The sequence below is a fragment of the Salmonella sp. SAL03688 genome (assembly GCF_046551895.1).
GTDB classification, from domain to species: Bacteria; Pseudomonadota; Gammaproteobacteria; order Enterobacterales; family Enterobacteriaceae; genus Salmonella; species Salmonella enterica.
Map to the genome: position 1 here is coordinate 51,623 of NZ_JBGDVI010000016.1, position 25,021 is coordinate 76,643.

The 25,021-nt window shown below is 51.2% G+C and carries 20 protein-coding genes and 1 pseudogene; 6 read left to right on the top strand and 15 right to left on the bottom strand.

Annotated elements, in window-relative coordinates:
* Nucleotides 1-3 precede the first annotated feature (3 nt).
* From ACLJR2_RS16270 to bssR, 8 genes and pseudogenes are all read right to left on the bottom strand, one after another.
* A complete protein-coding gene (locus tag ACLJR2_RS16270; RefSeq protein ID WP_001000306.1) occupies nucleotides 4-1,689 on the bottom strand; it encodes an electron transfer flavoprotein-ubiquinone oxidoreductase in 1,686 nt (561 codons plus the stop codon).
* A 448-nt stretch (nucleotides 1,690-2,137) separates the two neighbouring features.
* Nucleotides 2,138-3,301 carry an acyl-CoA dehydrogenase family protein gene (locus tag ACLJR2_RS16275; RefSeq protein ID WP_000835387.1) on the bottom strand — a complete coding sequence of 388 codons (1,164 nt, stop codon included), beginning with the start codon at nucleotides 3,299-3,301 and terminating at the stop codon, nucleotides 2,138-2,140.
* Nucleotides 3,298-3,561: a hypothetical protein gene (locus ACLJR2_RS16280; protein ID WP_001528824.1), complete on the bottom strand. Its 264-nt coding sequence runs from the start codon at nucleotides 3,559-3,561 to the stop codon at nucleotides 3,298-3,300. The genes ACLJR2_RS16275 and ACLJR2_RS16280 overlap by 4 nt, the downstream gene beginning before the upstream one ends.
* Nucleotides 3,562-3,593: 32 nt before the next feature.
* Nucleotides 3,594-4,547: an electron transfer flavoprotein subunit alpha/FixB family protein gene (locus ACLJR2_RS16285; RefSeq protein WP_000157772.1), complete on the bottom strand. Its 954-nt coding sequence runs from the start codon at nucleotides 4,545-4,547 to the stop codon at nucleotides 3,594-3,596.
* A 10-nt stretch (nucleotides 4,548-4,557) separates the two neighbouring features.
* The gene (locus tag ACLJR2_RS16290) at nucleotides 4,558-5,307 is read right to left on the bottom strand and encodes an electron transfer flavoprotein subunit beta/FixA family protein (protein ID WP_001523061.1); all 750 of its coding nucleotides are present in this window, start codon (nucleotides 5,305-5,307) and stop codon (nucleotides 4,558-4,560) included.
* 22 nt (nucleotides 5,308-5,329) lie between these two features.
* Nucleotides 5,330-5,845, bottom strand: a complete 516-nt coding sequence (locus ACLJR2_RS16295) for a CoA ester lyase (protein ID WP_001534229.1) — start codon at nucleotides 5,843-5,845, stop codon at nucleotides 5,330-5,332.
* Nucleotides 5,846-6,170: 325 nt separating this feature from the next.
* Nucleotides 6,171-6,456: pseudogene (locus ACLJR2_RS16300) on the bottom strand (IS4 family transposase); the annotation flags it as partial.
* Nucleotides 6,457-6,557: 101 nt separating this feature from the next.
* Complete coding sequence (gene bssR, locus ACLJR2_RS16305; protein WP_000259648.1) at nucleotides 6,558-6,941, bottom strand: biofilm formation regulator BssR; 384 nt, start codon at nucleotides 6,939-6,941, stop codon at nucleotides 6,558-6,560.
* Between the two features lie 230 nt (nucleotides 6,942-7,171).
* Between bssR and rimO the strand changes: the two genes are divergently transcribed.
* Nucleotides 7,172-8,497, top strand: coding sequence for a 30S ribosomal protein S12 methylthiotransferase RimO (rimO, locus tag ACLJR2_RS16310; RefSeq protein ID WP_000073317.1), 1,326 nt, complete (start codon nucleotides 7,172-7,174; stop codon nucleotides 8,495-8,497).
* A gap of 90 nt (nucleotides 8,498-8,587) precedes the next feature.
* On the opposite strand, the gene gsiD is transcribed toward rimO, so the two are convergent.
* From gsiD to iaaA, 5 genes are read right to left on the bottom strand one after another with little or no spacing between them, the layout of a single operon-like run.
* The gene (gsiD, locus tag ACLJR2_RS16315) at nucleotides 8,588-9,499 is read right to left on the bottom strand and encodes a glutathione ABC transporter permease GsiD (RefSeq protein ID WP_001236024.1); all 912 of its coding nucleotides are present in this window, start codon (nucleotides 9,497-9,499) and stop codon (nucleotides 8,588-8,590) included.
* A 2-nt stretch (nucleotides 9,500-9,501) separates the two neighbouring features.
* On the bottom strand, nucleotides 9,502-10,422 hold the full coding sequence (gsiC, locus tag ACLJR2_RS16320) for a glutathione ABC transporter permease GsiC (RefSeq protein ID WP_000936067.1): 921 nt from the start codon (nucleotides 10,420-10,422) through the stop codon (nucleotides 9,502-9,504).
* 60 nt (nucleotides 10,423-10,482) lie between these two features.
* On the bottom strand, nucleotides 10,483-12,021 hold the full coding sequence (gene gsiB, locus ACLJR2_RS16325; RefSeq protein WP_000191427.1) for a glutathione ABC transporter substrate-binding protein GsiB: 1,539 nt from the start codon (nucleotides 12,019-12,021) through the stop codon (nucleotides 10,483-10,485).
* A gap of 32 nt (nucleotides 12,022-12,053) precedes the next feature.
* Nucleotides 12,054-13,925 (bottom strand): glutathione ABC transporter ATP-binding protein GsiA, encoded by a 1,872-nt coding sequence (gene gsiA / locus ACLJR2_RS16330; RefSeq protein ID WP_001120598.1) that lies wholly within the window; start codon nucleotides 13,923-13,925, stop codon nucleotides 12,054-12,056.
* A gap of 10 nt (nucleotides 13,926-13,935) precedes the next feature.
* Nucleotides 13,936-14,877, bottom strand: a complete 942-nt coding sequence (iaaA, locus tag ACLJR2_RS16335; RefSeq protein WP_001030503.1) for a beta-aspartyl-peptidase — start codon at nucleotides 14,875-14,877, stop codon at nucleotides 13,936-13,938.
* Nucleotides 14,878-15,080: 203 nt separating this feature from the next.
* On the opposite strand from iaaA, the gene moeA reads away from it, so the two are divergent.
* From moeA to ACLJR2_RS16355, 4 genes are all read left to right on the top strand, one after another.
* The gene (gene moeA, locus ACLJR2_RS16340) at nucleotides 15,081-16,316 is read left to right on the top strand and encodes a molybdopterin molybdotransferase MoeA (RefSeq protein ID WP_000395782.1); all 1,236 of its coding nucleotides are present in this window, start codon (nucleotides 15,081-15,083) and stop codon (nucleotides 16,314-16,316) included.
* Entirely contained in the window at nucleotides 16,316-17,065 is a 750-nt protein-coding gene (moeB, locus tag ACLJR2_RS16345) for a molybdopterin-synthase adenylyltransferase MoeB (protein WP_000829278.1), read from the top strand. The genes moeA and moeB overlap by 1 nt, the downstream gene beginning before the upstream one ends.
* A gap of 277 nt (nucleotides 17,066-17,342) precedes the next feature.
* Nucleotides 17,343-18,242 carry a glycyl-radical enzyme activating protein gene (locus tag ACLJR2_RS16350; RefSeq protein WP_000576954.1) on the top strand — a complete coding sequence of 300 codons (900 nt, stop codon included), beginning with the start codon at nucleotides 17,343-17,345 and terminating at the stop codon, nucleotides 18,240-18,242.
* Nucleotides 18,243-18,247: 5 nt separating this feature from the next.
* Nucleotides 18,248-20,680 carry a glycyl radical protein gene (locus tag ACLJR2_RS16355; RefSeq protein WP_000192657.1) on the top strand — a complete coding sequence of 811 codons (2,433 nt, stop codon included), beginning with the start codon at nucleotides 18,248-18,250 and terminating at the stop codon, nucleotides 20,678-20,680.
* A gap of 77 nt (nucleotides 20,681-20,757) precedes the next feature.
* Here the strand turns inward: ACLJR2_RS16355 and ACLJR2_RS16360 are convergent, their stop codons facing one another.
* Entirely contained in the window at nucleotides 20,758-21,567 is an 810-nt protein-coding gene (locus ACLJR2_RS16360; RefSeq protein WP_000217910.1) for a Cof-type HAD-IIB family hydrolase, read from the bottom strand.
* A gap of 261 nt (nucleotides 21,568-21,828) precedes the next feature.
* Between ACLJR2_RS16360 and ACLJR2_RS16365 the strand changes: the two genes are divergently transcribed.
* On the top strand, nucleotides 21,829-23,094 hold the full coding sequence (locus ACLJR2_RS16365; RefSeq protein WP_000210946.1) for a DUF1479 domain-containing protein: 1,266 nt from the start codon (nucleotides 21,829-21,831) through the stop codon (nucleotides 23,092-23,094).
* 121 nt (nucleotides 23,095-23,215) lie between these two features.
* Here ACLJR2_RS16365 and ACLJR2_RS16370 read toward each other — a convergent pair whose 3' ends face one another.
* The gene (locus ACLJR2_RS16370) at nucleotides 23,216-24,811 is read right to left on the bottom strand and encodes an ABC-F family ATPase (RefSeq protein ID WP_000961480.1); all 1,596 of its coding nucleotides are present in this window, start codon (nucleotides 24,809-24,811) and stop codon (nucleotides 23,216-23,218) included.
* Nucleotides 24,812-25,021 lie beyond the last annotated feature (210 nt).

The window sequence follows — 25,021 nt, forward strand, 5'->3', positions numbered from 1 at the left end:
GCGTTACATCCCTGTATAATTTGGTCCGTTGCCACCTTCAGGCGTAGTCCAGGTTATATTTTGTTTAGGATCTTTAATGTCACAAACTTTACAGTGAATACAGTTCTGTGAATTTATTTGCAGACGCATATTTTGTGTTTCACTATCCTGTAAAAATTCATATACTCCGGCAGGGCAATATCGTTCTTCGGGGCCACCATAAATATCCAGATTAATTGATATAGGGATATTCTGATCACTGATTTTCAAATGTACTGGCTGGTCGTCATCATGCCAGGTGTTACTGAGATAGACGGATGACAAAATATCAAACGTCAGTTTACCGTCAGGTTTGTCGTACAGTTTTTTCTGGCTTTTGTTGGCCGGTTGCAGAGTGATATTGTCCGGTCGGTTATTTTTTACACGCCAGGGGATTTTTTTTATACCCATTCGGGGAAGCAGCCAATGCTCAATGCCAGTCATGATAAAACCTATCACACGCCCTTTTTTAAACCAGGGTTTGAAATTACTACCATTTTCCAGTTCCTGCCAAAGCCAGCTCTGTCGCAGTAATGTTTGATATTCTGTCAGTATGTCGTTTTTCCTGTTGTCCAGCAAAGCATTAAATATAGCGTCAGCCGCTATCATACCACTTTTGATAGCTGTATGGATGCCCTTGATTCTACTTGCATTGAGCGTACCGGCATTACAACCAATCAGCAGACCACCAGGTAAACAGGGATCAGGCATAGACGCAATCCCGCCGTTATTGATTGCTCTTGCGCCATAACCAATACGCTTACCCCGGTCAATGTATTTGCGTATAGAAGGGTGTGTTTTCAGGCGCTGCATTTCCTGAAAAGGGCTTAACCAGGGATTTGAATAATCAAGTCCCACAACCAAACCTAGTGCAATTTTATTATCATTAAGATGATAGAGAAACCCACCCCCGAACGACTCTTTATCCAGAGGCCAACCTGTGGTGTGAATTACAAGCCCCGGATGGGACTGGTCTGATGGAACCTCCCACAACTCTTTTATGCCTATGCTAAAACTCTGGGGTGCTTTGCCTGTATCAAGATGAAATTTTTTGATCAGTTCTTTAGCCAGACTACCGCGGGCCCCTTCGGCAAAAATTGTATATTTTGCCAGAATTTCTATTCCACTCTGGAACCCCTCTTTCTTGCTGCCATCCCGATGACGTCCCATATCACCAGTTACTACACCGATAATGTTAGTATCCTGATCATACAGTATCTCAGTTGCCGAAAAGCCTGCATAAATATCCACGCCTGACGTTTCTGCCTGACCGGCGAGCCATTTAATGAGATTACCGAGGCTTACGATAAAGTTTCCATGGTTGCGAAAATTATCAGGAATCAATGCATCCGGCAAATTAATACATTTTTCATTCGTCAGTAACAGTAATTTATCCTGAGTAACAGGCTGTTTAATGGGTGCGCCTCTTTCCTGCCAATCAGGAATTAGTTCATTCAGCGCTCGGGGATCCATGACTGCCCCACTGAGAATATGAGAACCAGGCTCAGCTCCTTTATCAAGGACGATAATGGACAGTTCTTTTCCTGCGTCATTTGCCTGTAATTTAAGTTTAAGAGCTGCAGATAATCCGGCGGGTCCTGCTCCCACAATAAGAACATCACATTCTATTGTCTCACGTGATTGCTGGGTATTAGAAAGTGTATCGTTCATTATTAACCCCTTAATTTTTCAGCACCGTAGGAACAGCTATATTATGTAAATAAAATTGCATTCATATTGTAACCAATGAAATAAATATCATAGTGATAAAACAGATGAAATGGTATAGGAATGTTCAACCTTAGAAAAAGGTGCCTATAAGACTATATAGCCAGTTATCAACTATAAAAAAAATGTCGGTGATGATGAAGCATTCCATAACATTTATATTTATCTTTCTCCCTCAGATGAAAAAGAATATACACAAATCATTTTTAAGCCGTTCATCATAATTGCAGGAAAAGTCCCTATTTTCTTGGCATTCTATTATAGTTACCCGCGAGAAATAATCAGCCAACTGTCGGGTACAGAAGGGAGCGGCAATGACATGTTCAATCGAGACTATAATGACTCCGGACAGAGGTAACTGTTTCATAATATTTTTCCAATTGATTTGACATCAGAATGAACGTGGCATCTCCAGCACATGCTCAGCGATATAGCTCAGGATCAGGTTGGTAGATATGGGAGCAACCTGATATAAACGTGTTTCTCTAAACTTTCGTTCGATATCATACTCACAGGCAAAACCATATCCACCATGAAATTGCAGGCAGGCATTGGCTGCTTCCCAGCTGGCTTTCGCAGCAAGGTATTTCGCCATATTAGCCTGTGCTCCACAATCAAGATGCTGATCAAAAAGCTCGCACGCTTTAAAACGCATCAGATTAGCCGCTTCCACTGCAATAAATGCTTCTGCAATAGGAAACTGCACCCCCTGGTTCTGACCAATGGGACGACCAAAAACCTCACGCTCGCAGGTATAGCGGGTAACACGATCCATAAACCAATATCCATCGCCTATACATTCTGCCGCAATCAAGGTACGCTCTGCATTTAAACCATCAAGTATGTAATGAAAACCCATACCCTCTTCACCAATAAGATTTTCTTCGGGAATTTCCAGGTTGTCAAAAAAGAGCTCGTTGGTTTCATGATTGACCATATTGGGAATAGGTCGTACTGTCATTCCATTTTTCATAGCTTCTTTAATATCAACCATGAAAATAGACATCCCTTCGGATTTACGTTTTACATTTGCAAGCGGAGTAGTTCGAACCAGAAGAATCATCCAGTCTGAATGTTGAACACGTGAAATCCAGACTTTTTGTCCGTTTATCACATACCGGTCTTCTCTTTTTACAGCTGTAGTTTTAATTCTGGTGGTATCTGTACCTGCTGTGGGTTCTGTGACGCCCATCGACTGCAGGCGCCATTCACCAGTAGCTATCCGTGGCAGCCAGAATTCTTTCTGTTTATCGGATCCATGACGTAACAACGTATTCATGTTATACATCTGACCATGGCAGGCTCCAGAGTTTCCACCCGATCTATTGATCTCTTCCATGATAATAGATGCTTCAGTTAAACCAAGGCCTGACCCTCCAAATTCCTCCGGGATGAGCGCAGCCAGCCAACCAGCTTTGGTTAGTTTATTAACAAACTCTTCAGGATAGGCTTTTGCTTCATCTATCTTACGGTGATATTTATCATCAAATTCACTACATAATGAACGAACCGCATCACGAATATCCTGATATTTATCCTTTTCAATACTTTTCATAATTTTTTCCTCAATAAACCAGCGCCAACAGGGGGTAGAAAATGACCTTTTATCGGATGACCATCAGCAGATAGATCTGACTGGCGGTCGACAGGAAGAAAATAGAGCCAGTGCCATAATTCTGGCAGAACGCCCCCCTCTTTAAAGATTTTGATGTCTTTATCCAGAGTGGCGGCCAGCAGCTTAGCGGGACCGGGGTTAAGATAATCGGTGTTGCGCAGAATGCCAGGCTGCCAAATTTGAATATCAGTATATTGCATAAAAGTTACCTTTAAGGAGGAAAAAATATGATTTATAATTTATCGATAAGTTCAGGTACAGCTTTGAAAATATCAGCTACCAAACCATAATCCGCAATAGAAAAGATAGGAGCGTCAGGATCCTTATTAATAGCGACAATGACGCCTGACTCTTTCATCCCGGCAAGATGTTGTATGGCGCCAGAAATTCCCAGAGCAATATAAAGTTGAGGCGCAACGATTTTTCCGGTCTGGCCAATCTGATAATCATTTGGTGCATAACCAGCATCTACAGCAGCCCGGCTTGCCCCCACGGCAGCGCCTAATTTATCTGCCAGGTTATCAACAAGTTCTTTGAATGCCTGTGCACTTCCTACTCCTCGTCCACCTGATACTACAACTCTGGCGGATTGTAAGTCTGGACGGTTACTTTTATTAACATGTTGGCTAATAAATTTTACCTGATCTGAACCAAGAACAACCTCTGTAAATTCAATGGGGGCTTTTCCCTCATCTTCCGCAACCGCAGCCGCAGCCGCAAATGAGGTAGGACGAACAGTTATCACTTTATATTCATCATCACTGTGTACTGTGGCAATAGCGTTACCCGCATAGATTGGACGTTCAAAGGTATGTTGATCAATGACACGCGTAATATCACTAATCTGAGATACATCAAGTTTTGCTGCTAAGCGTGGCGCACAGTTTTTTCCAAAAGAGCTTGCAGGAAAAAGAATGGACTGATAATGATTTTTCCCACTATTCAAAAAATAGCTGATCTGTTTTTCCACATTCTCTGCCAGAAGGTGTTCGAATAGTGGGCTGTCAGCAACAAATACAGTGGATATCCCCTGAATATGACTGGCTTTAACTGCAATACTTTCTATACCATATCCTAACATAAGTATATCTATATCACTATTAATGGCTTTTGCCGCAGTGATAGTACTGAGTGTTGAAGGTAAAAGAGTATTGCCGTTATGTTCAGCAATAACTAAAGAAGCCATATTTTTCTCCTTAAATTACTTTTTCTTCGTTTTTTAATTTATCTAGCAGCGTGTTAATATCTGGAACGATTATGCCTGCTTTCCTTCTTGCTGGCTCATCAACTTTGATAATAGTCAATCTGGATGACGGGTTAATACCAAGTGAATCGAAATCTATCTCCTTAACAGGTTTCTTTTTGGCTTTAATAACATTCGGCAAACTGATATTCCTCGGTGTATTCAGACGTAGATCTGTAGTGAGTACTGCAGGCAGGGATAAATTTAACGTTTCTAATCCTCCATCAACCTCACGAACAGCAGTTAATGAATTATCAGAAATAGTAATTTCACTAACATTAGTGGCTTGGGGAAGATCGAGTAATGCTGCCAGCATTTGGCCTACCTGATTACAATCATCGTCAATAGCTTGCTTGCCTAATAATATAATATCGGGTTTTTCATTCCGGGTAATAGCGGTGATAGTTTTGGCCACAATTAGTGGTGTAAGAGAGTTTTTTGTTAATATGTGTATTGCCCTGTCTGCCCCTGCTGCCAGTGCTGTACGCAATACGTCCCCTACACCTGTGTTTCCTATAGACACTACAACAACCTCACTGATTAATCCCCGTTCTTTTAAACGTACTGCTTCTTCAACTGCAATTTCATCAAATGGATTGATACTGAGTTTTGAATCAGAAATATCAACATCAGAATGATCTTGCTTTATTCTAATTCTAACGTTATGATCGACAACTTGTTTTACACAAACTAAAGCTTTCATTGGTGACTCCTTCATATATTTACTAAATGCTATGAGCCAAAATCCTTTTTGCTTTTTCCAGTAACGGTTTATCCACCATTTGCCCTTCATGACTGAACGCTCCATGGGGATATTGAGCCAGTCGCATAATCTGGAGAACCCACTCGATTTCTTGTTTTAAATAGCTGAATGCTCTGTTTACATGTGAAATTTGTGGAGGGTGAATACATACCTTGCCACTGAACCCCATTTTACAGGAGTGAATAACATTTTGTATTGTCAACTCGTTTTTCATAAATTCAGTTGTGATACCGTCAACAGAAGGATATGATCCAGCCAGGCGTGAAGTTATTACAATTTTTGCACGTACAGCAATCAGTACTTTTTCATCATTACTCATGAAATTCAGAGCATTTTCTCTGGCAATTATTTTTTTCTCAGATGACACCGCATTTTCTAAATCAAGGATTACGCTATCAGCACAACTGCTATTTGCTTTTTCAAATCGTTCAGGTTGGTCCCCCGTAACGAAAAGAAAAAACCGTTCTAACGTTTGCATTCTCGTCTCTCATTTGAATGGAGCATCTGATAATTCAATATATCTTAAAAAAATAATTTTCTGAATTAGCTTTTATCTAACCCCCCATTAAAATTGGTTCAGGTTCGCTGATAACAGAAAGAAACATGTAATTTATTGTTACAATAACAAAGATAAAAATAAAATTTAATTATTTGATATAAATAACGTTTCAGAATAGTAAACGGCCGACATTCCGTACCTGTTTCAGGAGTGAATTCGACTATACCGTTCCCTAAGAACATCAACGATTGTCTGGTGAACCGAATTTAGTCACCTTTGGCGGAGAACAGGCTGGCATATAGGAGAGCATGACAACCCGGGTCATTCCCTCCGTGATTTTTTAGTAACACGCTGAAAAAGTATCTGAAACTTCATTCTGCAAGTGAGACTTTCCCCGAAGTCGATCGATACGTTTTATCTTGTGCCTGACCGATGCTACTCCTGACAAATCACGCCCAATACTGAATAAGTGTAAGAGATGCACCGTTAATCACTACACTGGTAGCCTCAATCAGAGATTGACGGCGGTAAAGGTGCAAAGGCTCCAGTATATTTTTAAAGGATTTTTGGCATAATGAACGAGCAGGCATAGTGATGATTTCCTTGAAAGTGTTAGCACAATCAATTAGATCACATAACACTATGCCTGTCCTGGTTTGCTGGGGATTCCTCAGGAGTCGCCTCCCCTTGTTCAGACCTGTGTAAGCGGTGAATGTGCTTTCAGACTCTGAATACTCAGCGTCAAAGTTGTCAGACAGTTTTCAAGTTTATCTGCGTTGACGGCAATAAAGGTCGGACAATCATGGTGTCCGCTCATTAAACAAACGGCGGCGGCTGCAAGCGCGCCTTCGGCACGGCGCAGCGCGTTCCACTCTTCCTGATCGAGATGCAGTCCCTGCCGTAAGGATTGATCGTGGAGCTCGCGATTCAGTTCAAAAAAATTGTCACGCAGAGAGTCACTTTCGCTGACTGACATATACCCCTTCGCTTTTCGCAATTGCAGATAAGCGGCAAGATCGATACGCGCGTTTATCAGCTTGTTGAGAAGATCGGTTCTCAGTCTGTCAACGACCATACCTTTTTTCCTCCTCTTTTCTACCAGGGTTCAACTTAATAGTATGGTCGTTTTTTAGACAAAGGGGTGTCAGAGATCAAGAATTTTCTTAGAATTGCCCTTTTTCACCTTTTGCTGATAACCACAACGGTTGATGCCGCCGCTCCCGATGAGATTGCGATACAATTTTTGTTCGGATATCTGTAGAATCCCTGCCCTGACCATTCCAATAAATGAACACTTTTTAAGCTATGAGTAATGTAACCCACCAGCCAAAGATCGGCTTCGTTTCCCTGGGCTGTCCGAAAAACCTCGTTGATTCGGAACGCATCCTGACTGAGCTGCGTACCGAAGGCTATGACGTTGTGCCACGCTATGACGATGCGGATATGGTTATCGTTAATACCTGTGGCTTTATTGACAGCGCGGTACAAGAGTCGCTGGAAGCCATTGGCGAAGCGCTGAACGAAAACGGTAAGGTAATCGTCACCGGCTGCCTGGGCGCAAAAGAAGATCAGATCCGCGAAGTGCATCCGAAAGTACTGGAAATCACCGGGCCGCATAGCTATGAGCAAGTTCTGCAGCACGTACATCATTACGTACCGAAGCCGAAGCACAATCCATTTTTAAGCCTCGTACCGGAACAGGGTGTAAAACTGACGCCGCGCCATTATGCGTATCTGAAAATTTCTGAAGGCTGTAATCACCGCTGCACGTTCTGCATCATCCCGTCGATGCGCGGGGATCTGGTCAGCCGTCCGATTGGCGACGTATTAAGCGAAGCGAAACGTCTGGTTGATGCCGGGGTCAAAGAGATTCTGGTGATTTCGCAAGATACCTCCGCCTACGGCGTAGATGTGAAGCACCGCACCGGATTCCATAATGGCGAACCGGTGAAAACCAGTATGGTGAGCCTGTGCGAGCAGTTATCAAAACTGGGCGTCTGGACACGTCTGCACTACGTCTACCCCTACCCACACGTTGATGATGTGATTCCGCTAATGGCGGAAGGCAAAATCCTGCCTTATCTGGACATTCCGCTGCAACATGCCAGCCCGCGGATTCTTAAACTGATGAAACGTCCCGGTTCCGTTGACCGCCAGCTGGCGCGCATTAAGCAGTGGCGCGAAATCTGCCCGGAACTGACCCTACGCTCCACCTTTATTGTCGGCTTCCCCGGCGAAACGGAAGAAGACTTCCAGATGCTGCTCGACTTCCTGAAAGAGGCGCGCCTCGATCGTGTAGGCTGCTTCAAGTACAGCCCGGTGGAAGGCGCAGGCGCGAATGAGCTGCCGGATCAGGTGCCGGAAGAGGTGAAAGAAGAACGCTGGAACCGCTTTATGCAACTGCAACAGCAAATCTCCGCTGAGCGCTTGCAGGAAAAAGTGGGCCGCGAAATTCTGGTGATCGTCGATGAGGTTGACGAAGAAGGCGCTATCGGGCGTAGCATGGCGGATGCGCCGGAAATTGACGGCGCGGTCTATTTGAACGGCGAAACCAACGTCAAGCCGGGCGATATCGTGCGCGTGAAAGTGGAAAACGCCGACGAATATGATTTGTGGGGCAGTCGGGTTTAACGCCACCTCCCCCGGCGCGGGTGCCGGATGTGTTATCCCGCCTGACGAGCCCGTTCCAGGCCCGCCAGGCGTCAACGCCACCGGGCTGGCTTACCCCTTAATCTTCGGGTCCAGCGCATCGCGCAACCCGTCGCCTAACAGGTTAAACGCCAGCACAGTCAGGAAAATCGCCACCGCCGGGAAGAGCGCTACGTGCGGCGCGATGACCATATCCGCCCGCGCTTCATTGAGCATCGCTCCCCACTCCGGCGTTGGCGGCTGCGCGCCTAATCCGAGAAATGACAGGCTTGCCGCGGAAATAATTGACGTACCGATACGCATCGTAAAGAAAACCACAATTGACGAGACAGTTCCCGGCAAGATATGGCTAAACAAAATCGTCGTGTCGCTGGCGCCGATACTGCGGGCAGACTCAATAAACGTCTGCTGTTTTAAGACCAGAGTATTTCCGCGCACCAGACGAGCAAACGCCGGAATAGAGAAAATCGCCACCGCAACAATCACGTTAGCAATACCGCTACCTAACACCGCCACAACGGCAATCGCCAGCAAAATGCCGGGGAAGGCGAACAGCACATCGCAAATGCGCATAATGAAACGATCCCACCAGCCTTCATAATATCCCGCCAGCAATCCCAACACCGTGCCGATTATCGCGCCGATAAATACCGCGAACACGCCCGCCGCCAGTGAGATCTGCGCCCCAACGAGAACCCGGCTAAAGATGTCTCTTCCCAGCGAGTCAACGCCAAACCAGTGCTGCAAAGAGGGGCCATTGTTCAGGCTATCGTAGTCAAAATAGTTTTCCGCATCGTAGGGCGTCAGCCAACGGGCAAAAATCGCCACCAGAATTAACGCCAGTACGAATCCCCCGGCGACCAACGCGACATGCTGGCGGCGAAAACGACGCCAGAACTCCCGCCACGGCGTGCGTATCTGGTCGGGTTTTACCACCGGCATAGCATGTAAAATCGCCTGACGGCGCCAGTTAAATAATCGCATCCTTACTTATACCTGATAGCCGGATTAATGGCGGCATAGAGGACATCCACCACTAAGTTGATAAGAATAAATTCCAGAGAAAACAGCAGCACTTCCGCCTGAATCACGGGGTAGTCGCGCATGTCGACGGAGTCGACCAGTAATCGCCCAAGCCCCGGCCAGTTAAACACTTTTTCGACGACGATCGATCCGCCAAGCAAAAAGCCAAATTGCAGTCCCATCATGGTGACGACCGGGATCATTGCATTGCGCAGGCCATGTTTTAACACCACCCACGTTTCACTGACGCCTTTCGCCCGCGCGGTCCTCATGTAATCCTCGCTCAGGACATCGACAAACGAGGAGCGCGTAAAACGCGCCATGACGGATGCCACCGCCGCGCCAAGCGTCAGGGAGGGTAAAATATAATGTTGCCAGCTATCCGCCCCCACGGTCGGTAGCCAGCCCAGATCCACGGAAAAAATCTGCATTAACAACATTCCCAGAGCAAAAGCCGGGAAAGAAATGCCGGTCACGGCAAGCGTCATTCCTAACCGGTCAGGCCAGCGATTACGCCACACGGCGGCGGCGATGCCGATCGCCATGCCAAACAGAACCGCCCATATCATACTGGTTATCGTCAGCCACAGCGTCGGCAAAAAGCGGCTGGCGATCTCCTCAGAAACCGGGCGGCGGGAAACCATTGACGTACCGAAATCGCCTTGTAAAACATGGGTGATGTAACGCCAAAACTGGACATGAAGCGGCTGATCAAGCCCCAGCTGCTGACGAACCAGCGCGATCACCTGCGCGTCGGCTTCCGGTCCGGCTATCAGCCGCGCCGGGTCGCCGGGCAACAAATGAACAAATAAAAACACCAGCACTGCCACAATCAACAGCGTAGGAATTAATCCCAGCAGGCGCTTGAGAACATAGTTAAGCATCACACGAACCTTTTACCGGATGGCGGACAACGCGCGCGCCATCCAGCCCCATCGCATTACTTACTTCAAATCCGCATCGTCAAAGCTGAAACCGGTATCCGGCATAATCCAGAAACCGGTCAAATTTTTACTGTGCGCAGAAACCAATTTCTCCACCACCAACGGTATCCAGGGCGACTCTTTCCAGATAATATCCTGCGCCTCTTTGTACAATCGTGTTTTCTCCTGCGGATCGTTGGTCTTTAAGGCCGCCGCCAAATCGCTGTCGACCTGCTTGTTGCTGTAAAAAGCGGTATTAAACTGCGTCGGCGGCCAGTTTTGTGATGCGAAGAGCGGCGATAACGCCCAGTCAGCTTCGCCCGTCGACGCCGACCAGCCGGTATAGAACATTCGCACGCCGCTCTCTTTTTGCCCTTTGCCCTCAACTTCCGCGGCGCGCTGGCCGGCGTCCATCGCGGTTATCCGGGCTTTAATGCCAATCTGCGCCAGTTGCTGTTGGGTAAACTGCAACACTTTTTGCGCGGTGCTATGGTTATGCGATGACCACAGCGTGGTACTGAAACCGTCTGGATACCCCGCCTCTTTCAACAGTTCGCGCGCTTTAGCCGGATCATAGGGCCACGGCTGATAGCTTTGCGCATAGGCTATCGACGGCGGCACCACGCCCGTCGCCGGCGTGGCGTATCCGGCAAACGCCACTTTAACCAGCGCCTGACGATTGATAGCGTAATTCAACGCCTCACGCACCTTAGGATTATCAAACGGCTTCTGCGTCACATTCATACTGATATAACGCTGCATAATGGACGGGCTGGCGACCAGTTCGAGGTTTTTATTTTTCGCCAGTAACGCGGCCTGCTCATAAGGGATAGGAAAAGCAAATTGCGCTTCGCCGGTTTGCAGCATCGCCGCGCGGGTATTGTTGTCAGTAACCGGACGCCAGGTAATAGAATCCAGCTTGGGTAAGCCCTGCTGCCAGTAACCGGCGAACTTTTTCACTTTGACAAAGTCGGTCTGATTCCAGGTTTCAAGCTGGTATGGACCGGTACCGACCGGATGAAAACCAATATCCTTGCCATATTTTTCCAGCGCTTGCGGCGAGATCATCGCCGTCGCCGGGTGCGCCAGAATATTAATGAAAGCGGAGAACGGCTGTTTCAGGGTGATTTTTACCGTTGCCGGATCGACAACCTCCGTTTTTGCGATATTTTTATACAGGTTATAACGCTTGAGGTGGTTATCCGGATTGCTGGCGCGATCGAGATTCGCTTTCACCGCCGCCGCATCAAAATCCGCGCCGTCCTGAAATTTCACCCCCTGTCGTAAGGTAATGGTGTAGGTCAGACCGTCATCAGAAACGGTATAGCCTTCCGCCAGGACGTTTTTTACCTTCATGTCTTTATCCAGGCCAAACAGCCCCTGATAAAATGACTTCGCCACCGCCTGCGAGAGTGTATCGTTGGCGTCATACGGATCGAGCGTGGTGAAATTAGACCCTACCGCCACCACCACATCTTTGGCCGCCAGGGCCGGAAAAGCCGCAATGGATGAGGCCAGTCCCAGCGCCGCCAGCCATTTATGCGTAATAAATTGCGTCATGTTGTTCTCCTGAAACCCTGCCTGTCTGAATGTTATAAGCGCGAGAGCGCATTATCCTGCAGCGGCCGCGCGACATAATGTCCCGGCCCGACCAACTGTAATGAAACGGCGGGCGTCTCTTCGCCACGTTTATGAATATTGCTGGGTATATCATCTGATAGCAGAACGCGCCGCGGCCGGTGTCTGGAAGGATCGGCAACCGGCACCGCCGCCATCAATTTACGCGTATAAGGATGCTGCGGATTTTCAAAAACGGCGCGCCGCGGCCCCATCTCAACAATTTGACCAAGATACATCACCGCTACGCGATGGCTAATTCGCTCCACGACCGCCATATCATGCGAAATAAACAGGTAGGCGATCCCCATTTCCCGTTGTAAATCAAGCAGTAAATTAATGATCTGTCCGCGAACGGAAACATCCAGCGCGGAGACCGCCTCATCAGCAATAATCACTTTAGGATTCAATGCCAGCGCGCGAGCTATGCAGATGCGCTGACGTTGACCGCCGGAAAACTCATGCGGATAACGCCAGGCATGTTCAGGACGTAATCCGACACGCTCAAGCAACCAGGCCACGCGCTTTGCCGCAGCGTCCCCCTGCCCCAGACCATGAATCCGTAAAGGTTCCATAATGGAATACCCCACGGTCTGGCGCGGGTCGAGCGAGGCGTAAGGGTCCTGGAAAATACACTGAATATCGCGGCGCAACGGCTGGAGTTTACCCGCAGACAGCGTGTCAATGCGCTGGCCGTTAAAGATAATCTCCCCCTGCCGGGATTCAACCAACCGCAGCAGCGCGCGTCCGGTCGTCGATTTTCCGCTACCGGACTCGCCCACCAGCGATAGCGTTTCGCCGGGCCAGAGATCGAAACTGATATTCTCAACGGCATGAACTTCACGCGTAACGCGGTTAAAGAGACCGCTACGCAGCGGGAATCGCGTCACCAGCCCCCGAACCTGGAGAATAGGCTCGCCTTCCACCACCGTGTCTTGCTCAATCTGCGATTCATAAAGGGCCGGTTCGTCAGCGGAAATCAACGGGAAACGGCGTGGCAGCGAGTGGCCGCGCATCGCGCCAAGCTGAGGGACGGCCGCCAGTAACGTTTGGGTATAAGGATGCGTCGGCGCATGGAAAATCTGCTCTACGCTGCCGGTTTCCACGGCCTCGCCCTGATACATCACCAGCACGCGATCGGCGATATCCGCCACGACGCCCATGTCGTGGGTGATAAAAATCACGCCCATCGACATCTCTTGCTGCAACACTTTGATAAGTTGCAGAATTTGCGCCTGGATAGTGACATCCAGCGCCGTGGTGGGTTCATCGGCAATCAATACCGCCGGACGGCAGGATAGCGCCATCGCGATCATGACTCGCTGGCGCATCCCGCCGGAAAGCTGATGCGGATAACGCGATAAAATCGCCTGCGACTCCGGGATCCGTACCTGATCGAGCATACGTTTCGCTTCCGCCAGCGCCTCTTCGTGGCTGGCGCCCTGATGCAAACGAATAGATTCGGCAATTTGCTCGCCAACGGTAAATACCGGGTTGAGCGAGGTCATTGGCTCCTGGAAAATCATGGCGATATCCGCGCCGCGCACACGCCGCATCTGCGCGTCACTCTGCTCAGACAGCTCAATCACCTGGCGATTACGCCGACGCAACAGCATTTCGCCGCAGCGCACGTTCGCGCCCGACTGCTCAATCAGCCGCATTAACGCCAGCGCCGTCACCGATTTTCCCGAGCCCGACTCGCCGACAATCGCCAGAGTCTCTCCACGCTTCAGGCGTAATGACACATTACGCACGGCGTCTACCTGTTGCCCTTCGTGGTGAAACGCGATATTCAGGCCACTGACGGACAGAACATCGCGGCTATCCAGTTCATCGCTGTGCGGCACCTGCGGCTCCTTATTCCCGGTAAATTCCTGTGGTAGGCGTATCCCCGGCATATCCCCAGGCGCGATACATCCCTTCGCTGTTAAACGGCAACGCGACATTACCTTCGTGATCAACGGCGATTAATCCACCGCTGCCGCCCAGCGCCGGTAATTTTTCCATCACCACGCGCTCACAGGCGTCGGCAAGGCTGAGTCCGCCATATTCCATCAATGCGGCGATATCGTAAGCCGCGAGCGTGCGAATAAAGACCTCTCCCGTTCCGGTACAGGAAACGGCGACGCTGGCGTTGTTGGCATAACACCCGGCGCCGACCAGCGGGCTGTCGCCGACGCGCCCGGGCAATTTATTGGTCATCCCGCCGGTAGACGTTGCCGCCGCCAGATTGCCGAATTTATCCCGCGCCACCGCGCCGACTGTACCCATTTTTTTCGTTTCGTCCAGCGGCGCGCCGCTGTGATCGAGCGCCATTTCGCCCGCCGCACGCGCCGCCAGCAATTGCTCGTAACGCGCCGGGGTGGAAAAGATATCCGGCGAAACGCGCGCCATCCCCTGTGAAAAGGCAAAGTTTTCCGCCCCTTCCCCCACCATGAGTACATGCGGGCTGCGCTCCATCACCAGTCTGGCGGCGAGCACAGGATGGCGAACATGACTCACGCCCGCGACGGCTCCGGCTTTCAGGGTATTGCCGTCCATCACGCAGGCATCCAGTTCATGAGTTCCGTCTCGGGTATAGACCGCGCCGATACCCGCATTGAAGAGCGGACACGCTTCCAGCAGGCGCACCGCTTCCGTCACTACATCAAGCGCGCTGTCACCCGCTTCCAGCATCTTTTGCCCGCTTTCGACAATCTCTGACAGCGCCTGGATATAGCGTAGCTCCTGCTCATGGCTCATTTGCGCGCGAGCAATCGCGCCTGCGCCGCCGTGAATCGCAATCACTGCTTTATTCATTTTTAGGGTCCATTAACGGTGGCACACAACTTTTACTATAACTATCAGAATTGTTGTGAGTTATTCATTCGATTTTTGAATATAGAAAGATGCGTAAGGTATGTAAAGGCGCAAGGCCGTCTCTAAGACCGAGGTAGCATACTGCCCGCCACTGTTTTCTGACATAATAGCCGGATTCGATTTTGCCTCGCAGGAGTATGTTCATGGAATTTTCCGCCGGATTGATGCCGCTTGAAACGGCGCTGACCCAGATGCTTTCACGTATTACCCCGCTCACCGCCGTAGAAACGTTGCCGCTGGTGAACTGCTTTGGCCGCATCCTGGCGACCGATATCGTTTCTCCCCTCGATGTTCCCGGCTTTGATAATTCAGCTATGGATGGTTATGCGGTACGTATGGCGGATTTGTCCGCCGATAAGCCGCTGCCCGTCGCCGGCAAAGCATTTGCCGGTCAGCCTTACCAGGGAGAGTGGCCTGCGGGCACCTGCATTCGCATTATGACCGGCGCCCCGGTGCCGACAGGTTGCGAGGCGGTAGTTATGCAAGAGCAGACGGAACAAACCGATGACGGCGTGCGTTTTACCGCCGATGTTCGTTGCGGACAAAACATCCGCCGCCGCGGCGAGGATATTCGCCAGGATGCGGTGGTCTTTCCGGCCGGTACGCGCCTGACTACTGCCGAATTGCCAGTGCTGGCGTCGCTGGGAATTGCCGATGCGCAGGTTGTACGTAAAGTGCGCGTAGCGCTGTTCTCGACCGGCGACGAGCTCCAGCTTCCGGGCCAGCCGCTGGAGGCGGGACAAATTTATGACACTAACCGTCTAACTATACATTTGATGCTGCAACAGCTTGGCTGCGAAGTGATCAATTTAGGCATTATTCCTGACGATCCCGGTAAGCTTCGCGCCGCATTTATCGACGCCGACAGCCAGGCCGATGTAGTGATAAGCTCCGGCGGCGTCTCGGTTGGTGAAGCGGACTATACCAAAACCATCCTTGAGGAGCTGGGCGAAATCGCCTTCTGGAAGCTGGCTATCAAGCCAGGCAAACCGTTTGCCTTCGGCAAACTCAGTAATAGCTGGTTCTGTGGCCTGCCGGGGAATCCAGTCTCTGCGGCGCTCACGTTTTATCAACTGGTTCAGCCTTTACTGGCGAAGCTTGGCGGCAACACGGCAAGCGCTGTACCGCCGCGCCAGCGTGTACGCACAACATCTCGCCTGAAGAAAACGCCGGGGCGTCTCGATTTCCAGCGCGGCATCCTGCAACGTAGCGCCAACGGCGAACTGGAGGTCACGACCACCGGACACCAGGGTTCACATATTTTTAGCTCGTTTAGTCTGGGCAACTGCTTTATTGTGCTGGAGCGTGAACGCGGCAATGTTGAGCCGGGAGAATGGGTGGAAGTCGAGCCGTTTAATGCTCTGTTCGGAGGCCTGTAATGGCGGAACTTAGCGACCAGGAGATGCTGCGCTATAACCGACAAATTATTCTGCGCGGCTTCGATTTTGAAGGGCAGGAAGCGTTAAAAGATGCGCGGGTATTAGTGGTCGGGCTGGGCGGGCTCGGCTGCGCGGCAACGCAGTATCTGGCCGGCGCTGGCGTCGGGCAACTGACGCTACTCGATTTTGATACCGTTTCCGTTTCCAATCTCCAGCGTCAAACCTTGCACAGCGACGCCACGGTCGGGCAGCCAAAGGTAGAGTCCGCCCGCGACGCGCTGGCGCGAATCAACCCGCATATTACCATTACGCCCGTTAACGCGCGGCTGGACGACGACGCTATGACCAGCCTGATTGCGGGGCATTCGCTGGTACTGGACTGTACTGATAACGTTAGCGTACGTAATCAACTTAACGCCGGGTGCTATACCGCGAAAGTGCCGCTAATCTCCGGCGCGGCAATTCGTATGGAAGGACAAGTTACCGTCTTTACGTATCGGGAAAACGAACCCTGTTACCGCTGCCTGAGCCGTCTGTTTGGCGAAAACGCTCTGACCTGCGTAGAGGCAGGGGTGATGGCGCCACTGATTGGCGTGATCGGTTCGCTACAGGCAATGGAGGCCATTAAGCTGCTGGCGCATTACGGTCAGCCCGCTAGCGGAAAAATCGTCATGTACGATGCGATGACCTGTCAGTTCCGCGAAATGAAGTTGATACGCAACCCCGGCTGTGAAGTCTGCGGACAGTAGCCACTTTACGGATAAACATACCGAAGCACGGTTTATGGCCGTGCTGTATCAACAGATAATTACTGTCATCAGACGCAAAGCCAGCTTACCCAAGCTCCGACTGACGATCGGCTCAAGCAGCGCGGCATCATCTTAAACGCCATACTACAACCTCAAACCGTGATGTTGTACCTCATTTAACGCCTCTTTGTCAGAACCTCTCCATTCGTTGACGCACATCAAGATAACTTTCATTCGAAAGTAATTTAATCTTTATATGAAATAAGAGAGGCCGTTTATGATCTTCAATATTCAGCGCTATTCTACCCACGATGGCCCCGGTATCCGTACCGTAGTATTTCTCAAAGGCTGTTCGTTGGGCTGTCGCTGGTGCCAGAACCCGGAAAGCCGCGCCCGCGCTCAGGATCTGTTATACGACGCGCGGCTGTGTCTCGAAGGATGCGACCTGTGCGCGCAAGCCGCGCCGGACGTCATTGAGCGCGCGCTAAACGGCCTGCTCATCCATCGCGAGAAACTGACCGACGCCCATTTTTCAGTCCTGGCGCATTGCTGCCCCACACAGGCGTTAACCGTGTGCGGCGAAATAAAAAGCGTGGATGAGATCATGGCGACGGTACTGCGCGATAAACCTTTTTACGATCGCAGCGGCGGCGGTCTTACGCTTTCCGGCGGCGAACCGTTTATGCAGCCGGAACTGGCGGCAGAGCTGTTTAAAGCCAGCCATGACGCCGGTATTCATACAGCGGTTGAGACCTGTCTGCATGTTCCATGGAAATACATTGCGCCCTCACTGCCTTATATCGATCTGTTTCTGGCTGATTTGAAGCATGTCGCCGACGGGCCGTTTAAGCAGTGGACCGATGGCAGCGCCTCGCGGGTGCTGGAAAATCTCAGGAAACTCGCAGCCGCGGGCAAAAAAATGGTGATTCGCGTCCCGCTGATTCAGGGATTTAATGCCGATGAGGAGACCATTAAAGCCATTACCGACTTTGCCGCCGACGAACTGCACGTCGGGGAAATTCATTTTCTGCCCTACCACACGCTGGGCATCAATAAATACCACTTACTCAGTCAGCCCTATCATGCCCCGGATAAACCACTGGATGCGCCGGCGTTACTTGATTTTGCCCAGAAGTACGCCTGCCAAAAAGGTTTAACCGCGACCCTACGAGGATAATTATCATGACCCAACTGAAACTGGACACGCTCAGTGACCGCATTAAGGCGCACAAAACCGCGCTGGTACATATCGTGAAACCGCCGGTCTGTACCGAGCGCGCGCAGCATTATACCGAAATGTACCAGCAGCATCTGGATAAACCGATTCCGGTACGCCGTGCGCTGGCGCTGGCCCATCACCTGGCGGAACGCACTATCTGGATAAAACACGATGAACTGATCGTCGGCAACCAGGCAAGTGAAGTCCGCGCCGCGCCGATTTTCCCGGAATATACCGTCTCGTGGATTGAAAAAGAGATCGACGACCTGGCAGACCGGCCCGGCGCAGGTTTTTCCGTCAGTGAAGAAAACAAACGTATTCTGCACGACGTCTGTCCGTGGTGGCGCGGTCAAACCGTCCAAGATCGCTGCTACGGCATGTTTACCGATGAACAAAAAGGGCTTCTGGCGACTGGCATTATCAAAGCCGAAGGCAATATGACTTCCGGTGACGCGCACCTGGCGGTGAACTTCCCGCTGCTGCTGGAAAAAGGGCTTGATGGCCTGCGCGATAAAGTCGCCGAGCGCCGCTCACGCATCAACCTGACCGTGCTGGAAGATCTGCATGGCGAGCAGTTCCTGAAGGCGATTGATATTGTGCTGGACGCGGTAAGCCAGCACATCACGCGCTTTGCCGCGCTGGCGCGCCAGATGGCAGGCGAAGAGTCCCGTGAAAGCCGTCGTAAAGAGCTACTTACCATCGCCGAAAACTGCGAGGTGATCGCCCACCAACCGCCGCAGACCTTCTGGCAAGCACTGCAATTGTGCTACTTCATCCAACTGATTCTACAAATTGAGTCTAACGGTCACTCGGTGTCATTTGGTCGTATGGACCAGTATCTTTACCCCTATTATCGTCGCGATGTCGAACTAGACCAGACGCTGGATCGTGAGCACGCCATTGAACTGCTGCACAGCTGCTGGCTGAAACTGCTGGAAGTAAACAAGATCCGCTCCGGTTCGCACTCTAAAGCTTCCGCAGGCAGCCCGCTGTATCAAAACGTCACCATTGGCGGTCAGAATCTCATCAACGGTCAGCCAGTGGACGCAGTGAATCCGCTGTCTTACGCCATTCTGGAGTCCTGCGGACGTTTGCGTTCTACCCAGCCCAACCTCAGTGTGCGTTATCACGCCGGAATGAGTAACGATTTCCTTGACGCCTGCGTCCAGGTCATCCGCTGCGGCTTTGGGATGCCGGCGTTTAACAATGATGAAATCGTCATCCCGGAATTTATCAAGTTGGGGATCGAACCGCAGGACGCTTACGATTACGCGGCGATCGGCTGTATCGAAACCGCCGTCGGCGGGAAATGGGGTTATCGCTGCACCGGCATGAGCTTTATTAACTTCGCCCGCGTCATGCTGGCGGCGCTGGAAGGCGGTCGCGACGCCACCAGCGGTAAGGTATTTCTGCCGCAGGAAAAGGCGCTCTCCGCAGGCAACTTTAACAATTTTGACGAAGTGATGGCCGCCTGGGATACCCAAATTCGCTACTACACGCGCAAATCGATCGAAATTGAGTATGTGGTCGACACCATGCTGGAAGAGAATGTCCACGATATTCTCTGCTCAGCGCTGGTAGACGACTGTATTGAACGCGCGAAGAGTATCAAGCAAGGCGGCGCGAAATATGACTGGGTATCCGGTCTTCAGGTCGGTATCGCCAACCTGGGCAACAGCCTCGCCGCCGTGAAAAAACTGGTCTTCGAACAGGGCGTTATCGGTCAACAGCAGCTTGCCGCCGCGCTGGCCGATGACTTTGACGGGCTGACCCATGAGCAGCTGCGCCAGCGTCTGATTAACGGCGCGCCGAAGTACGGTAACGACGATGACAGTGTCGATACCCTGCTGGCGCGCGCTTATCAGACCTATATTGATGAGCTGAAGCAGTACCATAACCCGCGCTACGGTCGTGGCCCTGTGGGCGGCAACTATTACGCCGGTACGTCCTCTATCTCAGCAAACGTGCCGTTTGGCGCCGCGACTATGGCTACCCCGGATGGTCGCAAAGCGCATACACCGCTGGCGGAAGGCGCAAGCCCTGCATCAGGTACGGATCATCTCGGCCCGACGGCGGTGATTGGTTCCGTAGGCAAATTACCTACCGGTTCCATTCTCGGCGGCGTGCTGCTCAACCAGAAACTGAACCCAACGACGCTGGAAAACGAATCCGACAAACAGAAACTGATGGTTCTGCTACGGACGTTCTTTGAGGTGCATAAAGGCTGGCATATTCAGTACAACATCGTGTCACGCGAAACGCTGCTGGATGCGAAAAAACATCCGGACCAGTACCGCGATCTGGTCGTGCGTGTGGCAGGCTACTCCGCCTTCTTCACCGCGCTGTCGCCGGATGCGCAGGACGATATCATCGCCCGTACCGAACATATGCTGTAATTTACCCTGGCGCCATCGGCAATATGTCCGAACTGCCTGATGGCGCTACGTTTAACAGGCCTACGCAGGCCTGTTAATCAGAAGGGATCGGTGCCGTCAAGCACGGCCTGAATGACGTTGAGCGCGCCTTGATGGTTATTATCATCAGTGTGATAACGTGAAAGCGCTTTGATATTGTCTGCGGCATTGCCCATGGCAAAAGAGTAATGCGCCATTTTCAACATTTCCGCATCATTACCGCTGTCGCCAATGGCGACGACATTCTGTGGCGACCTGTTCCAGCGCTTTAACAGACGACTGATGCCATTCGCTTTATGCAGTCCCGGGATAATCAGGTCGATAAAACCGAAGCCGCTGGTGACGGGCTTCATGATGCCATCCAGAGATACGTGCAGTTTGTCGATAACCAGCGGAATTTGTTCATCGGGCAAATTCAGGGAGAACTTAAACAGGATATCGTCAATGTCGTGATAATCGTTTACCGGCTGCAGGCGGTGATAATGTTTGGCCATCAGCGCCACGAAAGTCTCGGGAGCGTTTTTGCTGACATAAGCGCTTTTCAGACCGCAGGCGACGAAGTTAAGCTGCTTATCCTTCAGCAGTTCGCCAATCACAATCCGCGATTCATGCCGGGTTAGCTCCCCGTGAAACAACTGCTTGCCATGTTCATACACCAGCGCGCCATTTTCTGCGACGAAGGAAATTTCGTCTTTCAGCTCGGGGAAGAAGGAGATCAACTGGTAGTACTGATTACCGCTGGCGACCACAAATTCGATATTACGTTTTTTCAGTTCCTGGTATTGCGCCATGAAGCGTACACGATCGTACTGCTTGGCATCGTCGAGAAAAGTGCCGTCCATATCGGTAACGACAACGTTAACGGTCATACTTAAGCTCCTGGCTGTAACTGCGACCAGAAACATTTTAATAACAATGTGAGCAGAACCACAAATTTATTTCGAATGAAAAGTGGCTGAACGAAAGGAATAGCCGCATAAGACATTAAGGCGTCCTGGCCACCTTACGTTTTCCTCTCGCTTCCCTCTTTGTGCACCCCTGCAATATTTTAAACTTGCATTAACCTTATTTTAACTTAAAGTATCACATGTAACTAATTTTACTTTCGAACGAAAGATGATGAGGTTGATATGACGACTCCTTTTACCCACGAAACGCTGCCCGCCGACCCAAAAGCGGCCATTCGCCAGATGAAGCAGGCGCTACGCGCGCAAATCGGCGACGTACAGGCGGTGTTCGACCGTTTGAGCGCCACCATAGCAGCCCGGGTGGCGGAAATTAACGATCTGAAAGCGCAGGGACAGCCGGTATGGCCAATTATCCCTTTTAGCGAACTGGCGATGGGCAACATTAGCGATGCCGCCCGCGCCGAGGTTAAGCGCCGCGGGTGCGCGGTGATTAAAGGTCATTTTCCACGCGAACAGGCGCTGGCATGGGACCAGTCGATGCTCGACTATCTGGACAAGAACCATTTTGACGAGGTGTATAAAGGACCGGGGGATAATTTTTTCGGTACGCTGAGCGCCTCCCGGCCTGAAATCTATCCTGTCTACTGGTCGCAGGCGCAAATGCAGGCCCGCCAAAGTGAAGAGATGGCGCTGGCGCAGTCGTTCCTCAACCGTCTGTGGCAGGTAGAGCACGACGGCAAGCGATGGTTTAATCCGGATATCAGCATCATTTACCCGGATCGCATCCGTCGCCGCCCGCCGGGCACCACATCCAAAGGACTGGGAGCGCATACCGACTCCGGCGCGCTGGAACGCTGGCTGCTGCCAGCCTATCAGCAGGTATTCGCCAGCGTGTTTAACGGCAACGTCGAGCAGTACGATCCGTGGAATGCGGCACACCGTACCGAAGTTGAAGAGTATACGGTGGATAACACCACAAAATGCTCGGTATTTCGCACCTTCCAGGGCTGGACCGCGCTCTCCGATATGCTGCCCGGTCAGGGGTTGCTTCATGTCGTCCCTATCCCGGAGGCGATGGCGTATATTCTGCTGCGCCCGCTGCTGGATGATGTCCCGGAAGATGAATTATGCGGCGTCGCGCCGGGCCGGGTGCTGCCGATTTCTGAACAGTGGCATCCTTTACTGATGGCGGCGTTAACCAGCATTCCGCCGCTGGAAGCCGGGGATTCCGTGTGGTGGCATTGCGATGTCATCCACTCCGTCGCCCCCGTCGAAAACCAGCAGGGCTGGGGCAATGTGATGTACATTCCTGCCGCGCCAATGTGTGAGAAAAATCTGGCCTATGCGCGTAAGGTGAAAGCGGCGCTGGAGACAGGCGCATCACCGGGCGATTTCCCGCGCGAGGACTATGAAACCACCTGGGAAGGGCGCTTCACGCTGCGCGATCTGAATATTCACGGTAAACGGGCATTAGGTATGGACGTTTGACGGTCGTACCGCCCTGCCCGCTCACCTGCGGTGTGCCCTTTGCCTGGGCGCACCCGTCTTACCGAACCTACGCGCCAGGATACGTAGGCCCGGTAAGCACAGCGCCACCGGGCGTCAGTGTTTAGCTTTCAATCCCTTTACTACGCAAATAATCGTCGTAGTTGCCGCTGAAGTCCACCACGCGCTCCGGCGTAATTTCAATGACGCGGGTTGCCAGCGAGCTGACGAACTCACGGTCGTGCGAAACAAAGATCAGCGTGCCCTGATACAGCTCCAGCGCCATATTCAGCGATTCGATCGACTCCATATCCAGGTGGTTAGTCGGTTCGTCCATGATCAGGATATTCGGCTTTTGCATCATCAGTTTGCCGAACAGCATACGGCCCTTCTCGCCACCGGAGAGGACTTTCGCAGGCTTTTTGATATCATCCTGGCTAAATAGCAGGCGGCCCAGAATACTGCGCACTGCCTGCTCGTCGTCGCCTTCCTGCTTCCACTGACTCATCCATTCAAACACCGTCAGGTCATTTTCGAATTCATATTCGTGGTCCTGCGCGTAGTAACCAATACGCGCGTTTTCCGACCATTTAACGGTGCCATGATCGGCGTCCAGATCGCCAACCAGCGTCTTCAGCAGCGTAGATTTACCCACGCCATTGGTGCCGAGTACTGCCAGCTTCTCGCCGACTTCGAGCAGCAAATTGACATTTTTAAACAGCGGACCGTTATCAAAACCTTTCGTCAGCGCCTCCACTTCCAGAGCGTTACGGAACAGTTTTTTATCCTGCTCAAAACGGATGAACGGGTTCTGACGGCTGGAGGCTTTCACCTCTTCCAGCTTGATTTTATCAATCTGCCGCGCGCGCGACGTTGCCTGACGCGATTTAGAGGCATTGGCGCTAAAACGGCTAACAAAAGATTGCAGCTCGGCAATTTGCGCTTTTTTCTTCGCATTATCGGCCAACAGACGTTCACGCGCCTGGGTCGCCGCCGTCATATACTCATCATAGTTACCCGGATAGACGCGCAAGTCGCCGTAATCCAGATCCGCCATATGCGTACAAACCATGTTCAGGAAGTGACGGTCGTGCGAAATGATGATCATCGTGCTATCGCGCTCGTTCAGCACCTGCTCCAGCCAACGGATAGTATCAATATCCAGGTTGTTGGTCGGTTCGTCGAGCAACAGGATGTCCGGGTTAGAGAATAACGCTTGCGCCAGCAGCACACGCAATTTCCAGCCTGGCGCGACTTCACTCATCAGACCGTAATGCTGCTCCAGCGGGATGCCCACCCCCAACAGCAGTTCGCCCGCACGCGCCTCAGCGGAATAACCGTCCATCTCGCCGTATTTTACTTCCAGATCGGCGACTTTATAGCCGTCTTCTTCGCTCATTTCCGGCAAGGCGTAGATACGGTCGCGCTCCTGCTTGACTTCCCACAGTTCGCCATGCCCCATAATGACAGTATCAAGTACGGTGAATGTTTCAAAAGCGAACTGGTCCTGACGCAGCTTACCGATGCGCTCATTCGGATCGAGGGAAACATTGCCCAGCGTCGGCTCCAGGTCGCCGCCGAGGATTTTCATAAAAGTGGACTTTCCGCTACCGTTGGCGCCGATCAGGCCGTAACGGTTGCCGCCGCCAAATTTGACGGAAATGTTTTCGAACAGCGGCTTACTGCCGAACTGCATGGTAACGTTGCTGGAAACTAACACAGGCTTATCCTGAAAAAAGATGTGACAAACCGCTTATTATGCCACAAGTCTGAAATAAGATCGCGCCCTGTACAAAGGGCTACACTGAACCGTAAGGGGAAAAAAACGTGATTTCGTACACATCTGAATTCCCTGTTTACTGGAATGCACCTATAATGCGCTCCCAACATGACAGAATTCTCAACCTACTAGCCTGCTTGGCACAGAATC

Bases quoted from the DNA above. Each gene is read 5' to 3' on its own strand.
- ACLJR2_RS16270 (WP_001000306.1), bottom strand. From the start codon at position 1,689: ATGAACGATACACTTTCTAATACCCAGCAATCACGTGAGACAATAGAA.
- ACLJR2_RS16275 (WP_000835387.1), bottom strand. From the start codon at position 3,301: ATGAAAAGTATTGAAAAGGATAAATATCAGGATATTCGTGATGCGGTT.
- ACLJR2_RS16280 (WP_001528824.1), bottom strand. From the start codon at position 3,561: ATGCAATATACTGATATTCAAATTTGGCAGCCTGGCATTCTGCGCAAC.
- ACLJR2_RS16285 (WP_000157772.1), bottom strand. From the start codon at position 4,547: ATGGCTTCTTTAGTTATTGCTGAACATAACGGCAATACTCTTTTACCT.
- ACLJR2_RS16290 (WP_001523061.1), bottom strand. From the start codon at position 5,307: ATGAAAGCTTTAGTTTGTGTAAAACAAGTTGTCGATCATAACGTTAGA.
- ACLJR2_RS16295 (WP_001534229.1), bottom strand. From the start codon at position 5,845: ATGCAAACGTTAGAACGGTTTTTTCTTTTCGTTACGGGGGACCAACCT.
- bssR (WP_000259648.1), bottom strand. From the start codon at position 6,941: ATGGTCGTTGACAGACTGAGAACCGATCTTCTCAACAAGCTGATAAAC.
- rimO (WP_000073317.1), top strand. From the start codon at position 7,172: ATGAGTAATGTAACCCACCAGCCAAAGATCGGCTTCGTTTCCCTGGGC.
- gsiD (WP_001236024.1), bottom strand. From the start codon at position 9,499: ATGCGATTATTTAACTGGCGCCGTCAGGCGATTTTACATGCTATGCCG.
- gsiC (WP_000936067.1), bottom strand. From the start codon at position 10,422: ATGCTTAACTATGTTCTCAAGCGCCTGCTGGGATTAATTCCTACGCTG.
- gsiB (WP_000191427.1), bottom strand. From the start codon at position 12,021: ATGACGCAATTTATTACGCATAAATGGCTGGCGGCGCTGGGACTGGCC.
- iaaA (WP_001030503.1), bottom strand. From the start codon at position 14,877: ATGAATAAAGCAGTGATTGCGATTCACGGCGGCGCAGGCGCGATTGCT.
- moeA (WP_000395782.1), top strand. From the start codon at position 15,081: ATGGAATTTTCCGCCGGATTGATGCCGCTTGAAACGGCGCTGACCCAG.
- moeB (WP_000829278.1), top strand. From the start codon at position 16,316: ATGGCGGAACTTAGCGACCAGGAGATGCTGCGCTATAACCGACAAATT.
- ACLJR2_RS16350 (WP_000576954.1), top strand. From the start codon at position 17,343: ATGATCTTCAATATTCAGCGCTATTCTACCCACGATGGCCCCGGTATC.
- ACLJR2_RS16355 (WP_000192657.1), top strand. From the start codon at position 18,248: ATGACCCAACTGAAACTGGACACGCTCAGTGACCGCATTAAGGCGCAC.
- ACLJR2_RS16360 (WP_000217910.1), bottom strand. From the start codon at position 21,567: ATGACCGTTAACGTTGTCGTTACCGATATGGACGGCACTTTTCTCGAC.
- ACLJR2_RS16365 (WP_000210946.1), top strand. From the start codon at position 21,829: ATGACGACTCCTTTTACCCACGAAACGCTGCCCGCCGACCCAAAAGCG.